Source organism: Phyllobacterium sp. K27 (assembly GCF_054796155.1).
This window is the reverse complement of the sequence record NZ_JBTWND010000002.1, coordinates 180,132-194,188: the sequence shown is the minus strand read 5'-3', so window position 1 is coordinate 194,188 and position 14,057 is coordinate 180,132. Positions and strand designations below refer to the sequence as shown.

General features: G+C 54.3%; 15 protein-coding genes and 1 riboswitch. Of the genes, 11 read left to right on the top strand and 4 right to left on the bottom strand.

Annotated features, from left to right (window positions below; genetic code table 11):
• Positions 1 to 95 precede the first annotated feature (95 nt).
• The gene (locus tag ACYJL1_RS17785; RefSeq protein ID WP_460898258.1) at positions 96 to 593 is read right to left on the bottom strand and encodes a YciE/YciF ferroxidase family protein; all 498 of its coding nucleotides are present in this window, start codon (positions 591 to 593) and stop codon (positions 96 to 98) included.
• A gap of 186 nt (positions 594 to 779) precedes the next feature.
• Between ACYJL1_RS17785 and ACYJL1_RS17780 the strand changes: the two genes are divergently transcribed.
• Positions 780 to 1,169, top strand: coding sequence for a DUF982 domain-containing protein (locus ACYJL1_RS17780; protein ID WP_460898257.1), 390 nt, complete (start codon positions 780 to 782; stop codon positions 1,167 to 1,169).
• An 80-nt stretch (positions 1,170 to 1,249) separates the two neighbouring features.
• Here ACYJL1_RS17780 and ACYJL1_RS17775 read toward each other — a convergent pair whose 3' ends face one another.
• Positions 1,250 to 2,164: an NAD(P)/FAD-dependent oxidoreductase gene (locus ACYJL1_RS17775; protein ID WP_460898256.1), complete on the bottom strand. Its 915-nt coding sequence runs from the start codon at positions 2,162 to 2,164 to the stop codon at positions 1,250 to 1,252.
• A 698-nt stretch (positions 2,165 to 2,862) separates the two neighbouring features.
• On the opposite strand from ACYJL1_RS17775, the gene ACYJL1_RS17770 reads away from it, so the two are divergent.
• Positions 2,863 to 4,320: a phospholipase D-like domain-containing protein gene (locus ACYJL1_RS17770; RefSeq protein WP_460898255.1), complete on the top strand. Its 1,458-nt coding sequence runs from the start codon at positions 2,863 to 2,865 to the stop codon at positions 4,318 to 4,320.
• 96 nt (positions 4,321 to 4,416) lie between these two features.
• On the opposite strand, the gene ACYJL1_RS17765 is transcribed toward ACYJL1_RS17770, so the two are convergent.
• The gene (locus ACYJL1_RS17765) at positions 4,417 to 4,659 is read right to left on the bottom strand and encodes a DUF982 domain-containing protein (RefSeq protein ID WP_460898254.1); all 243 of its coding nucleotides are present in this window, start codon (positions 4,657 to 4,659) and stop codon (positions 4,417 to 4,419) included.
• 210 nt (positions 4,660 to 4,869) lie between these two features.
• Between ACYJL1_RS17765 and ACYJL1_RS17760 the strand changes: the two genes are divergently transcribed.
• The 4 genes from ACYJL1_RS17760 to ACYJL1_RS17745 all read left to right on the top strand — a co-directional run bounded on the left by ACYJL1_RS17760 (position 4,870) and on the right by ACYJL1_RS17745 (position 7,790).
• Positions 4,870 to 5,478 (top strand): LysE family translocator, encoded by a 609-nt coding sequence (locus tag ACYJL1_RS17760; protein ID WP_460898253.1) that lies wholly within the window; start codon positions 4,870 to 4,872, stop codon positions 5,476 to 5,478.
• A gap of 296 nt (positions 5,479 to 5,774) precedes the next feature.
• Positions 5,775 to 6,353, top strand: a complete 579-nt coding sequence (locus tag ACYJL1_RS17755; RefSeq protein WP_460898252.1) for a histidine phosphatase family protein — start codon at positions 5,775 to 5,777, stop codon at positions 6,351 to 6,353.
• A gap of 352 nt (positions 6,354 to 6,705) precedes the next feature.
• Positions 6,706 to 6,840, top strand: a complete 135-nt coding sequence (locus ACYJL1_RS17750) for a hypothetical protein (protein WP_460898251.1) — start codon at positions 6,706 to 6,708, stop codon at positions 6,838 to 6,840.
• A 38-nt stretch (positions 6,841 to 6,878) separates the two neighbouring features.
• A riboswitch (TPP riboswitch) is annotated at positions 6,879 to 6,982 on the top strand.
• Positions 6,983 to 7,433: 451 nt separating this feature from the next.
• On the top strand, positions 7,434 to 7,790 hold the full coding sequence (locus ACYJL1_RS17745) for an EamA family transporter (RefSeq protein WP_460898292.1): 357 nt from the start codon (positions 7,434 to 7,436) through the stop codon (positions 7,788 to 7,790).
• 1,169 nt (positions 7,791 to 8,959) lie between these two features.
• On the opposite strand, the gene ACYJL1_RS17740 is transcribed toward ACYJL1_RS17745, so the two are convergent.
• Complete coding sequence (locus ACYJL1_RS17740; protein WP_460898250.1) at positions 8,960 to 10,000, bottom strand: GlxA family transcriptional regulator; 1,041 nt, start codon at positions 9,998 to 10,000, stop codon at positions 8,960 to 8,962.
• A gap of 168 nt (positions 10,001 to 10,168) precedes the next feature.
• Between ACYJL1_RS17740 and ACYJL1_RS17735 the strand changes: the two genes are divergently transcribed.
• From ACYJL1_RS17735 to ACYJL1_RS17715, 5 genes are all read left to right on the top strand, one after another.
• Positions 10,169 to 10,966 carry a DUF899 family protein gene (locus ACYJL1_RS17735; protein WP_460898249.1) on the top strand — a complete coding sequence of 266 codons (798 nt, stop codon included), beginning with the start codon at positions 10,169 to 10,171 and terminating at the stop codon, positions 10,964 to 10,966.
• A 57-nt stretch (positions 10,967 to 11,023) separates the two neighbouring features.
• Entirely contained in the window at positions 11,024 to 11,728 is a 705-nt protein-coding gene (locus tag ACYJL1_RS17730) for a DUF899 domain-containing protein (RefSeq protein ID WP_460898248.1), read from the top strand.
• A 74-nt stretch (positions 11,729 to 11,802) separates the two neighbouring features.
• Positions 11,803 to 12,081 carry a hypothetical protein gene (locus ACYJL1_RS17725; protein WP_460898247.1) on the top strand — a complete coding sequence of 93 codons (279 nt, stop codon included), beginning with the start codon at positions 11,803 to 11,805 and terminating at the stop codon, positions 12,079 to 12,081.
• 11 nt (positions 12,082 to 12,092) lie between these two features.
• Positions 12,093 to 13,166, top strand: coding sequence for a hypothetical protein (locus ACYJL1_RS17720; RefSeq protein ID WP_460898246.1), 1,074 nt, complete (start codon positions 12,093 to 12,095; stop codon positions 13,164 to 13,166).
• A 157-nt stretch (positions 13,167 to 13,323) separates the two neighbouring features.
• Positions 13,324 to 13,974, top strand: a complete 651-nt coding sequence (locus ACYJL1_RS17715) for a DJ-1/PfpI family protein (RefSeq protein ID WP_460898245.1) — start codon at positions 13,324 to 13,326, stop codon at positions 13,972 to 13,974.
• The last annotated feature ends 83 nt before the right edge of the window (positions 13,975 to 14,057 follow it).

The window sequence follows — 14,057 nt, the reverse complement described above, 5'->3', positions numbered from 1 at the left end:
CTGTTCTGCATGGCTTTCAAAACTCAAAGCGGTATTTCGGCATTTACACATCCCGCAAGGTTGGCCAGACAACCGGCGGGTATCCGGCCGTCAGTTTAAGACGCTAGCGCGTTAGGATTAAGTGAAGCTTCGGCCAAGGCTGACAATGCCTCGTCAGTCGCTTCCTCTTCGTTGAGCGTTGCCACCAGCAGTTCGTGGGCTTCGGTGTATCCAAGTTCTTTGGCCCAACGCGCCAGGGTGCCATAACGGGCAATTTCATAATGTTCTACGGCTTGTGCAGCTGAAGCAAGACCAGCATCAAGTGCTGGCTGGCCCTTGAAATCTTCCATGATTTCTTCACCCTCAGCGATGATGCCCTCGATTGCCTCGCAGGTCTTGCCGCGGGCAGGTTTGCCGATCCCCTCGAACACCTGCTGCAGCCGTTCGACCTGAACTTCCGTTTCTTCCTTATGCTTCTCGAACGCTGCTTTTAGCTCCGGAGAGGTAGCGCTTTTCGCCATCTTCGGCAGGGCCTTCAATATTTTACGCTCGGCATAATAGATGTCTTTGAGTGTCTCGTGAAAAAGTGTTTCCAAGGTTTTTGGAGTTGCCATTGTTTTCGTCCTTTCAGTTGTGACCACGGGTCGCGGTGCTAGAACAACAACAAACGTCTTCGAAGGTTCCCCCAATCCCGTTTGGTGTTTTAGAGCCTGGTTGATAGCCGTGGGAAATTGAATGAATAAAAGGAACCTAACCAGACCTGCACTTGTTTCACCCTGCTATCCAGCAAGGAAATTGCAATGTTCCGTCCAGTAAAGATCTTGTCCGAAACCCGATCCGAAATCCGCATCTTTTACTCGCTCGAAGAAGCTACCCAGTTTCTTCTAATGAGCTGGCCGGCTTATCAAAGCCCTACGCTAGACCATGCCAGACAGACCTGTCTGGACGCGATCGAGAAAAAAGTCCCCAGACAAAAAGCCCGCGCCGCATTCGTGGCTGCAGCTAAAGAGGCTGGTATTCACGTTGGACGGACGAAAATCAAAAAAGCGATGGATACTTTGGTAGAAGCCGTTAGTGCGCCACCAATGAACAGCGGAGAACTGCAAGCAAAGATGCTTTACAGTCCGCCAAAGGACGCATCGCCCACGGGCGAAACTCATGATGAACAAAATAGAAAATTGGCATCGTAAGCCCCAGTCCGGAGGTGTTTCGGATCGGCGACCGTCTAAGGCACCAGAAGATGGCTGTCTGGTGAGAAACTGTGTTTGGTCTAGCGTAGCAGCACCGATATCTCGCAAAGATCATTCCTGATTGTAGTCGCCGCAACACCGGCCTGCCCCATCGCGTGGCTGATCTGATCCAGGCCCATTACAACGTCTCCGGCGGCATACAGACCCCGTACATTCGTGCGCTGGCGACTGTCGACGCAGATGCAACGTTCTTCCGACAATGTCGCACTGACCCCTAAGACGAGCTCCGATCTGATATCCGACCCCATCGCGGGGTAGATGGAGTCAAACCGATGAAAACCGGAGCGGGTGCCGATCACAACTGTGTCTTGCTCAACCTCAATTTCGATCGGTCCTCGCTCAACCGCAATCCCCAGATCCTGCAGCCGCGCTTCTTCACCAGATGTAAGGTGATGCTCATTTGAAGGAGACAGCAATGTGATGTCTCGGCTATAACTTCTGAGAAATATGGCTTCGTTGAATGCTTGCGAGCCGTGGCCAATAATCGCCACGCGCTTGTCCGTGACCTCGTAACCATCGCAAACCGGACAATAGCGGATGAGCCCATGCCTTAGTGCTTCATCATGCTTGTCCTTCGGCATGGACGGCATACGGTTGATGACGCCTGTAGCGATGAGAACGGTTCGGGCAGACAAGGAACCGTCGCCGAAGGAAACAACGAATTTCTCTTTTGCTTTGCGCAATGCCGTCACGCGTTGATGCAGAATCTCGGCGCCATACATCGAGGCTTGAGCGCGCATCCGGGCGAGCAGCTCCGCGCCGTTAATGCCGCCGGGGAAGCCAGCGTGATTATGGGAAACTGGAATACTGGCCGCCCTGCTGGTTCCATCGTCAAAAATCGTCACCGACAGGTGATAGCGCGCCAGATAAATCGCAGCCGTCAACCCGGCCGGTCCACCTCCGACAATAATGCAGTCTCTTTTCGCGAAATTCATATCATATTCCATTCCCGATCAACGCAGCGGGCGTTTGGGAACAACGACGGGGCGCGATAGTTCCCGAGCAAGCGATTAAGACGAAATGCAACATTCAATATACAGTAATGTGTATGTGGAAAACTCTCACTTAACTATTATTATAGACAGCATAAAACCATTTGAGCTTCGAAGGCAGGATGCCACCTTAGAAGGTCGCTTGTTAGGTGTTGGTGGGGGATGCCAAAAGCCGGGTCGTAAACTCTAACTCTCTTCGCAACGATAGTACAATTCAGGTTGTCCAAAACACGCATGGATTTCGTTCCACTAGACACGCACCAGTACACCATTCAACAGGTCCAGCCACAACCAACAAAATTTGGCGATGAGACATGTGCGCTGTCGAGTGATATGACCTCCAGCACACTCTCAGAAAACCATGCGCGTAATTGGAACAATTCGCAAATCTCCCTTAGTCGGCTTTCATACGCCAATGTTGCAGGGCGATCTGTGAGCGCCAACCAGGTCACCTGTTGGATTACCTATGAAGGTCCCCATGAGAAGAGATTTACAATTAAGAGATCCGATGGGCCGGTACGCGCTGCCTGCCGACACGTTTGACCCGCGCGCTCCGCCGTCGTTCCGCTGGATTTGGAACTTTGTTCTTTCGTTTCGGCGTTCATCGCCGTAGAAGTCGATCCTGCGTAAACGATAAGAAGATGTCCCTCATGAAAAGCCGAATGATCGAAGGTGAGACTTGCTGGAAACTACAGCGAGCTGATCGCCTTTCTGTGATTGTCGACGCTTCGGACTTTTTTCGCGCCGCCAAACAAACCATGTTAAAGGCGAAACATTCGATCATTTTGATCGGGTGGGATTTCGATACCCGCATCGAAATGGAGCCGCAACTGCCCCGCGCGGATGGTCCAAACAAAATCGGGCAATTCATTGAATGGTTGTCAGACCGCGAGCCCGATCTCGAGGTTAGGATTTTGAAATGGGACGTCGGATTGTTCACCTCCCTATTGAGGGGAGAGACGCCTTTTTACTTTTTGAAGTGGATCTTCGGAAAGCGAGTCAATTTGAAGCTTGACGGCGCGCATCCGAAACTTTCTGCCCACCACATGAAAATCCTTGTGATCGATGACAGTGTCGCGTTTTGCGGAGGTATCGATATGACGGTTGGCAGGTGGGACACTCCATGCCATCTGGAAAACGATCCAGCAAGACATTCGCCATGGGGAAGGAAAATGCGTCCCTGGCACGATGCAACCACCTGCCTTACCGGTCCAGCGGCCCGTTCCCTTGCGGAATTGGCCAAGGATAGGTGGCTGGCGGCAACCGGAGAGAGAGTGCAACCGGTTACGTCCGAAACCGATCTCTGGCCGGGCAATATTGGTGTAGACTTCACCGGCGTGAGTGTGGGAATCGCAAGGACAGCACCGGCCTTTGGAACCCGAGGACAGATCGTAGAGATCGAAACGGTAACGCTTGCCATCATTTTGTCGGCCAAGCATTCACTTTACATCGAGAGCCAGTATTTTGCCTCACGAAGGATAGCTGAGGCTCTGGCGCAGCGGCTCTGCGAAAAGGATGGACCGGAAATAGTGATGATCAGTCCGCTTGGCGCCGGAGGATGGCTTGAATCCAAATTTATGGACTCAGCGCGAGTTCGGATAATGAAGCTGATCCAGGACGCGGATGCATACGGCAGATTTCGCATCTTTTATCCGGTCAATGAAGCCGGAACGCCAATCTACGTTCATGCCAAAATCATGGTCGCAGATGACATGATTTTGAAAATTGGATCGGCCAATCTTAACAACCGTTCAATGGGCTTTGATACCGAATGCGATATCATTATCGAAGCGCAAGAGGATGAGGTTAACACGCGCAAGGCCATTTTGGCACGGCGTAATGCCTTGCTTGCAGAACATTTGGGACAGACTGTCGAGGCAGTATCTTCCGCGCTTGTTCGTTCGGAAGGCTCGCTGATCAACACGATTGACGACCTGAACACCAATGCCCGTCGGCTGGAGCCAATACCTTTGAGAGAGCTCACGCTGGACGAGGAATTATTTGCTGAATCGTCCAGCGCAGACCCGGAACGGCCAGCAGGATTGAAATACGCCACCAGGACTTGGCTAAGAACGCGGTTTGGCCGACAAGCTCCCTAACCACAATAGTATCCCGTCCAGTTGGTGCCAGCGGAACCGCCATTCTCGCTAAGTCTATCCACCTACTTCAATCCATGAAGCCGCAGCGATACGCTTTCATTCCAAAAGAATATCCGCCTCAACTGCAGCGTCAATAAACGCCTTTCTCGCCTCTCGGGTGGAAAAACTTCCATCCACTGTGCCTGAACATGTGATCTTCGCCCGGGCGCAAGTTGCACCTTTACGCCGCCCTTTCCACTCAGACAATAAGAATTGATGCGCTTCTGCCGCTGATGAGATTGCGCGTGGACGCCCGGAGCGGGATTTTACGATCACCGGTTTTGAAAATTCACTTTCCATGATCGGACAACGGTGGAGGGTACGGCGCGGTTCCCTGCTCCCCATTCACAAAAACTTCGCCCACTGTTAGAGAAGCAGTTGTTGCTTCCCACATCGACATTCCCTCATTATCCTCTGTCCCCGAAAATGGCACTGCCCGATGATTGCAAGGGCAGACTTGCCAATGTGACCGCGTCAGATATTCTCAACACTCGAATTGGGAGGTTAGAAGTGGAACTGACATCGATCCTTGTTTTCGCTGCGGCGCTTGCCATTGCATCCGCCTCCCCCGGGCCAAGTGTCGCGGCGCTCGTGTCGAGAGTTCTCGCCAAAGGCTATCGGGGTGTGTTACCCTTTCTTGCCGCGATGTGGTTCGGCGAGGCCATTTGGCTTGCGCTGGCGGTATTCGGTCTATCTGTTCTGGCCCAAACTTTTCAACCGGCTTTCCTGATTATTAAGTGGGTCGGGGTGGTCTACCTCTTTTTAGCGTGGAAGATGTGGACGGCGCCCATCGTTCTTGCTGACGATATCGTGCCTGTGGAAGTCTCCAAAACCAAACTTTTTGCGGCTGGATTCGCGGTCACGATGGGCAATCCAAAGACTATGATGTTTTATGTTGCGTTGTTGCCAACGATCGTTGACCTCAATGCCGTGTCAATGCTTGGTTGGCTCGAACTCACTCTAACAATGCTGGTCGTCGTGGTCTCGATCGACGTCGGATGGACTGTTGCAGCGGGCCAAACGAGACGTTTATTCAAGAGCCGAAAGGCTATGATAATAGCTAACCGTACCAGTGCCGGAATGATGGCAGGAGCAGCGGCTACGATAGCCGTGCGCTAGTAATGCCATTTCCAAATCGCCTCCCATCAAGATTGACTTTCACGGTTCCCTACTTGTGATGATCCAAGTTGCATGAGTATGTGGTACTTGGTCGGTTTAAAAGAACCCTTTAGGCGTGCCGAGGCTGCATTCACGATCGCCATTATCCGGCCAGTTGTTAATTGATCCACGTTACCAAGACTCCTATCCGTACTATCCACCTGTTTGGTGAAGCGAGCCCTTATCAGTCGCGGACGACGCCAAGAATATGCTAGGTGGATGCCGTCGCCACCAGTGACTCATACGGGAGTATTTTTATGACTAAGGTCTATTTTGTTACCCACCCGGAAGTAAACATTGATCCAAATGTGCCCGTCCCAAAGTGGAGTCTTTCTGATGATGGGAGAAAGCGGATTGAAGGCTTTTGCACCCGACCTGAACTTTCAACTGTGACAGATGTTTTCGTCAGCGATGAACGCAAGGCATTGGACTGCGCAGAATCCTTCGAACTGGTTCACGGTGTCGATTTCACTATTAATTCCTGCTTGGGGGAGAATGTCCGCTCTTCGACAGGGTACGTCGCCCCTCCGAAGTTTTGGGAAATGGTGGACGAGTTCTTTGCTAGGCCCGAGGAAAGCCTTCAGGGATGGGAGCCAGCCGAGGATGCACAGACCCGAATCAAATCGGCAGTCAACGATTGTGTAGCCTCACGAAATGGTGGTGGGGATGTCGTGATATTTTCACATGGAGGCGTTGGAACGTTGCTACTATGTGATCTCATGGACCAACCAATCTCTAATAAATTCGGCCAACCGATCATTGGAGGCGGATGCTATTTCATGTTTGAGGCAGGAACTAATCGGTTGATTGATGGATGGAGAGATATCGTGCCCTGACATCGGGATTTCCGCATCCTCCAGCCCAGTTGCAGGATGAACTGTCTCGTCACCGAATGACGCCTAACTCTATCGCCGTTCGCTACCGATCGTAGTGAGTAAGATCGGCTCACGAGTTCAAATCCCATATGTTCTGATATGCAGGAGGCAGAAATCATGCAGCCGCAACGGTTGGGTTTTGCCGGCTCATTTCACCCACAATTTTTATTAAGGTTCGAGCTCCCGTCCTGTCCATTCGCTGCTGAGCCGTTATTGTGCGAAGTGCTGATTGTAGACATCGGCGCCAATTGCAGCCTGTCGGGCAATTTTCGAGCGAAAGAAGGCAGCTGCGCCTATTGAAGGCAAGTATCTTGTGTTCACTAAACCGGTGCTTGTGGCTGAAAATGAGTTTAGAGCATGGACCGGTGACGCCGAGCTCCGACATGCCTCATTCAAAGGAAGGCGTGAAGCCGCAGATCATGCTGAGGTTTATCAACTTCCTGCTTAAACGATAGCTTGCAACCGTATTGTTTGTCATCTAGCTTTGCATCTACCAGGGGGAGCCGTAGTCGGCTGAGAGGTTCCAGTAAGGAACGACCCCAGAACCTGAACCGGATAATGCCGGCGGAGGAATGGGAATGAAAAGTGGTGTAAGGCCAACCCTGTTGGACTCCATATTTTATCACGCCATTATCCGCTTACATTTGCGAGGAAGCGAATGGCTAGCGAGAAGCAACTCAGATTATGGACATTAAGGATGTCAAATCCGCTGCTGGGCGGAAGCGATCCTGCAGTAGCGACTTTCACTGTGACGGCCTACTCAGAAGCGGCGGCCTTACAGCAAATCCGACGGCAGTTCGCGGAGGAGAACTTGCTCGTTGAGATTATAGGAAGTCAACCAGCTGACTAGAAGCAGTTCATTGGCCAGAAGGTTGTTCGGGAACGCTTTGTCGCAGGTACCGCTGTTAGGTCTGGCATGCACGGAGTAAGTAGGAAAATCCATTAATGCACCAGAAATTTGCAAGAGCAATGACGCCACTTGAATGGTCCACGTTGCTCTTCCTGTCAGGACTATAGGGCGGTTCATTCTTTTTCACTCAAATTGCACTCCGGGATGTACCGACGATAACAATTGTCTTCAGCCGTGTTCTGACGGCTACGGTCGTCCTTTGGTGCGCACTGCTTATTAGCCGACAACCGATACCTCGGGGATATCGCACGTGGGGATCTCTTTTCCTGATGGCACTACTAAACAGTGTCGTCCCAGTCAGTTTGACAGCGTGGTCGCAAACTCAAATCAAAAGCTCCCTCGCCGCCATTCTCGCAGCCAGCTCTCCGGTAATCGTCGTTGTCCTTGCTCACTTTCTCACGGATAACGAGCGGCTCTCGCTGATAAGGCTGACTGGCACGATCATTGGATTTGCCGGTGTAGGGGTGATCATCGGGCCTCAGCATTGACCTACCTTGGCAACAGTGTCTTCTCGCAATTTGCTGTGCTACTAGCGGCATCATCATCTGCATTCGCGAGTGTGTTTGGTCGCCGATTTGCGAAGAGCGGTGTCACGCCTTTAGGGGCTGCCACAGGGCAAGTCACTGCCTCATCGGTCATTGTCTTGCCTGCAATGCTTTTGATCGACAGACCTTGGACTATGTCCTTCCCTTCCACATCATCGCTTTGGGAACTCATCGGACTAGGCGTTCTTTCCACAGCTTTGGCCAGCCTTATTTTCTGTCGGCTGCTGGCCTCGGCCGGAGCCACTAATATTTAGCTGGTTGGATTTCTTGTACCATTCAGCGCAACTCTTTTGGGCACTGTGTTTCTCGTTGAGATACTGACCAGTTACCAAATCGTCGGAATGGCAATGCTGATCTTTGGGCTGATCGTTATCGACGGACGGTTCATACCGAGAAATCTTGCACGGCCAGATTGAGAGGCTCTTGGGCGGGAACAAGATGCGGCGAAGGCTACAACCTACTCATACTCCGTTGACTCTAATCGCAGCAGGTGCTTTCACACCATTCTGGTGAACGCTTGAGAAGCTTCGACGCGACCCATTCGCGCTCTCGCCTTTTCCAGGATGGAGTTTGGATTTGCCCTTCAATAGACGTGATGAACAACAATATTCGGCAGAGGAATGGGATTGTATGCAAACCGCGCATATGATCGCTTCGACCATGCTTGGACGTGACCCTCAAACCCATGAACATACAGCCAGAACATCTCGGATGGTACTTTCCCTATTTGCCCAAGGGATGCGTGACCCGCAGGAAATTGCATTGAGAGTGGTCAACCGGGAGGTGGAAGTGGCTTCGTCGTCCGTAAACTGAAGTCTAGATACATGTCTTGAGGAAACCAGATCAAGGCACCTATCTCGCATTGCCTCCTGAACTGAGAACTCCTGGGAGAGCACTTCCAGTGTGCCATTCGGCTGATCGATTGGTGCGGTTCCACGAAAAGTCGACCTCAGTTATGAGCCTTGCGCGCTACCGAACTGCGTCATCTTGCGAAACCGCTTGTTCGACGACGGCCGCCTCAGCGCGGAACCGGGACCGTACGGCGAGCGGAGCGCGCCATGCTGATCACTTTCCACGTCTTCGATCACTGGTTTGTCCTCTGCGCGCGGTTACTAAATAGGGCTTGATCCCTGACCCGCCGTCTTCGCCCGGATCGCCGATTGCACGTGCGTTTCTCGATACAGCCCCGGGGACACGCCGAAGCGGCGCTCGAAGGCCTTTGCAAACCTGGAACTGGGAAGTCCGACGCGCAACGCGGTCAACTTGATCGCCAGACCCTGCGAAAGCAGCAAGCGTGCAGCGTCCAGCCGAATGGATTCGATCAGGCGCGCCGGCGTCTCGCCCATCACCTCGGTGAATTTTCTGAAGAAGCTACGTTCGCTGAGACCCGTCCGCGCCGCCAGGGTGGGTACGTCCAGCTTCTGTTCCAGATTCAGATGCACCCAGTCCATCATGTCGCCGAAAGGATGCTCTGCGGTTCGCTGGGCTCGCAGCAGTGGACTAAATTGTGACTGGTTGCCCGGTCGGCGGACATAAAGGACGAGCCGCTTCGCCACGTCATTGGCGATAGCTTTACATGTGTCACTGGCAACCATGGCAAGTGCCATGTCGATTCCTGTCGATACGCCAGCAGAGGTCCATACGTTGCCGTCCTCAACGAAGATCGCGTTCTCGTCGACCTCGACCTTTGGATAGGCTTCAGCCAGTGGTTGACATGCACTCCAATGCGATGCGACGCGGCGACCGTCAATCAACTGAAGATCGGCAAGCACGAATGTGCCTGCGCAAATGGAACCGTATCTGTTCGATTTCTCGGCCCAGCGAGGTGCTCGTTCGCGGACGATAGGGTCTTTGAGGACTTGTCGCAATGGCTCTTCCTCTGCCCCCGCAACAAGGAAGGTGTGCAGCTTTCGCGGAGGAGCCTTTGACAGCGGTTTCGTATCCACACTGACGCCGCTGCTGCTGCGAACCGCGCCTCCTGTCGACGACACTACCGAAATCTCGTAAGCAGGATCTTTTTGCCTCTGCACAAGCACAAAATTTGCCGTGCCAAACACAGACGCAGGTCCGCTGGCGTCCAATAGCTCGAATCCCGGATAAACCAGTATGGCGACCGCAATCAGCATTGGCAGATAATCGCACCATTTTGGCATTTACGCCATACCGATTGCTGCCTAGTCTAGACTGAGACGGTGCGACCTCGTGAGCCCGGCGCAGAGCGGACGAAAAGCAAAGTGCCCTTTCACCCCTTCCCTAGCCGCTGACAGGAACATCGGCAGCAGCATTAGCATCGGAACGACCTCGGCGTTACGGAGAGCTTGATGAGCAAGAGCCTAGCCGATCAACCTGAATTCCCGCGGACTGTCGATCGCGCTGAGTTTCACGCAGAGCTTGGTACGCTCCGGGTCCGGGAGAAGGCCCACACACAGGAAAGCGATGCCATCGCGGCTGCCCGCCGTCGCCTGCCTATGGTCCAGGTAAATTGCGCCACGCCGCTTGTCGGCGAGCACGGGGCTGTGACGCTGCTGAGCGCGTTCGAGGGACGTAGGCTGCTCATCGCCTATTACTTCATGTGGTACGATGGCCGCCCGGCTCCGAAGCAGTGCGAGGGCTGCACTTTCTTTACGACGCAGGTCCGCGAGCTGTCCCATCTTCATTCTCGTAGCGTCACCTACGCCACGTTCTGCCAAGGTCCATACGACGAAAGCGCCCGCTATCGCGATTTCATGGGCTGGAAGATGCCATGGTACTCGGCACAGGATTCGCTCGATACGCTTCTCGCCGGCCGCGCCGCAGGCAACATGTACCTCGTTTGCTACCTACGCCGAGGATCCGACGTCTTCGAGACGTACTGGACGACGATGCGCGGCGTCGAGGCGATGGACAACAACTACCGGCTGCTCGACCTGACCGTCTACGGGCGGCAGGAGCCGTGGGAAGACTCGCCCGCGGACTGGCCCCAAGGGTGGGGAGAAGGCAAGTACCGCGTGCGCGCCGATGGTCGTCCCATCTCACAATGGCCTCGCCTGAACGCTGGGAGTTCCGACGATTTGAGTATGCGCGGCAAGTGTTCCTGTACCCGTAGCAGCAACGAAAAGGCAACCTGGAACCGCACTTGAAATACATCCAACTTCGGAGGCCCAAGAAGCATGACCATATCATCTGATAGCAACCAAATGAGCGAGCTGCTCGGAATGCAAACGCCGCCGATTGTGTCGGCTGAGGTGTGGAAGGCTGCGTCCGAGCAGCTGCTCGTGAAAGAGAAGGCGCACAACAAAGCCCGCGACGCGCTGGCCGCGGAGCGCCGGCGGATGCCGTGGTTGGCAGTGGATAAGGCTTATGCGTTCGTCGGTCCCAACGGCAATTTGAGCCTGCTCGACCTGTTCCAGGGCCGGCGGCAATTGATCGTCTATCGCGCTTTTTTTGAGCCCGGCGTATCCCGCTGGCCGGAGCGTGCCTGTATCGGTTGCTCGATGGTGGCCGATCAAGTTGCACATCCCGCCCATCTGAACGCCCGCGGCACGAGCCTCGCTTTCGTTTCGCGCGCACCGCAACCGGACGTCAAACGTCTGAAGGCGCAGATGGGCTGGACGCACATCCCTTGGTATACGCTGACGGACGATTTCGACGCCGACTTCGGTGTGGCCGAATGGCACGCCACGCTGGCGTTCATTCGCGACGGCAACCGCGTATTCCTAACCTACTCAACCAACGGTGGCCGTGGTGACGAGCAGATGGGGAACACCTGGAACTACCTCGATATGACCGCCCTCGGGCGACAGGAGGAGTGGGAGGACTCTCCCAAGGGCTATCGCCAGACACCGCCATACGATTGGTGGGTCTGGCATGACACCGGGGAGACGGAAGCTGATCGCGCCTAATAAGGATCAAGGTGTCGAATGCCGGGGTGGAGACGTGCCGGCACTGTTTCGACGCGCAACTGCAGGAGGAAGGCATGAGCAAGATCAATATCGGCGGATGCGATTCCGGCGCGCTTTGTAATGAAAGCGGTGACGCTGCCCCTAAGGGCGCCGCCGACTGGCTAAGTTTAGCGGCAGCGCCCGTCTTCGTGATCATGACGCTTCTAACGGCGACTGAGCACGGCAGCATGGCCGACATCGTGTGCTCGGCCGGGCATGGTTCGCCGCTGAGCGGCATGACCCTGATGTATGCGCTGATGAGTGTCTTTCACGCTGCGCCATGGGTCAGGCGGGTCTCCAGGCACTGGGGCTAGAGGAGTAAACGGTGCAAAACGCAGTCGCGGATGAACTTGCGGTTCCCAATGCCGTCGCCCAGACCAACTTTCTGGGCCGCATTTCCAACCATTCGTTTCGTCGCGAAGGCACCTCTCAATGGTCTCGCTTGCGGGCGGGCCATTCCGATGATCTTGGCAGCAACCTGTCTAGCCCTCAGCGGGCTCGCACAGCTCTATCTGCTCGCGGGCGCTGGATTACCGCCATTCGTTTCACGGTTGCCTCGCTCAGAAGCCATTTAATCAGGAGGCTCACGATGAGAATTACTCAAGCGATTATCCTAACGATGGGATTGTTTTTCTCGGTCGCAGCGAGCGCGCAGAACAAACAGTCCGCCGGCAACACGCACAGGGTCGATTCTCTGCCGCGAGATTTGGAAGTTCAACTGGCGCTCAGCGCGCTCCCGCCGCACCTTAGAGATGAAGCTACAGTGTACGTTCTAACGCCCGATAAAGGCTTTGAGGTCGCGCGTAAGGGTACGAATGGATTCCACACTCTGGTTGCACGAACTGGCGACGACACCTTCAGGGGTAAGTGGCCATTCAGCAGGTATCGAGACGATATTCTCTACCCGGTCTCGTTCGATCAAGCCGGTGCCGAGGCCAATATGAAAGTCTTTTTCGACGCCGCGGAGATGCAAGCCAAGGGAAAGCCACCTCAGGAACTCAAGAGGCTCATCCAGGAAAGATTTAACACCAATTATTACAAGGCACCTGTGCGGCCGGGGATTTCATACATGCTGGCACCAATTCAGAGGACGTACGGAGATCCGGACAATAGCGGAGAGGTCGAGACCATCAACTTTCCGCACGTGATGACTTACGCCTCAAATGTTTCTGCCGAAGACGTTGGCGCGGCAACTGTGACGCCAGAAGAAGGGCAACATCTCATGCAGCATGGGCGTTGGCGCGAGACGCCGTATCCTCAACTTCACACCCCAGGCCCTCACGGCTACATGATCCATGCTCGAGGCAAAGCGGAGACCGAAATGATAACGAAGGAATATCAACCAATGCTAGAGAAGCTTTGCAAACTCAAGAAAGAATGGTGTCTGCCCTTGAAGTGACTAGGGTTCACCGCTGCGCGGCTGGGTGAAGTCAATGGCATGTCCTATAAGTCGAATGCGGACAGCAGGATTGGGTGGAAAGCTGACCTGTTCGAATGGACCCCATCTGTGTCGTTAACCTTTCCCAATTAAGCACTAGGAATACGAGGAGAGCGCTATGAAAGTTCTAGCCATTGTCTATCCGGGCATGACTCTGTTGGATTTAGTAGGTCCAATTCAAGCGTGGAGCCTGTTGCCAGACTACGAAGTGCAATATGTTTGGCATCGCCCCGGTATGGTGCTTACGGACTGCGGCCTTGGCGTACAGGCCACGCATGGTTTTGAGGAGGCTTGGACGGAACCAGACGTCCTTTTTGTTGGCGGCGGCGCGAAACCCACGATGGATCTTATGGGGAATTCTGCCGCAATCGCTTTCTTGGCTGATCGCGGGGCGCGAGCGCGCTGGGTGTGCAGTGTTTGCACTGGTTCGCTGCTACTAGGCGCCGCTGGACTATTGCGAGGCTACCGCGCGGCAAGCCATTGGGGAGCGCGAGAAACTCTAAGCCAATTTGGCGCGGAGCCTAGCGGCGAACGGGTTTGCATTGACCGCAATCGGCTCACTGGTGGCGGCGTGACGGCGGGAATTGACTTCGGTATCGCACTGGCGGGACGTTGGGCCGGAGACGATGTTGCCCGAGAGATTGAACTACTTATGGAGTATGCACCGCAGCCCCCTTACGGATCGGGTCGTCCTGAACTGGCAGATCCGCAGACTCTTGCGGCGGCGCGGGCGAAACTGCAGCTGGCCATGACCGGAGCAGGCGCTTAGGCGAGCGCGGGTACAGTCGGTTCCTCCATGCCCGAAATCGCCGGTCCCCCTTAGTTTACTGCGATGTCGGTGATGGGGTGGAA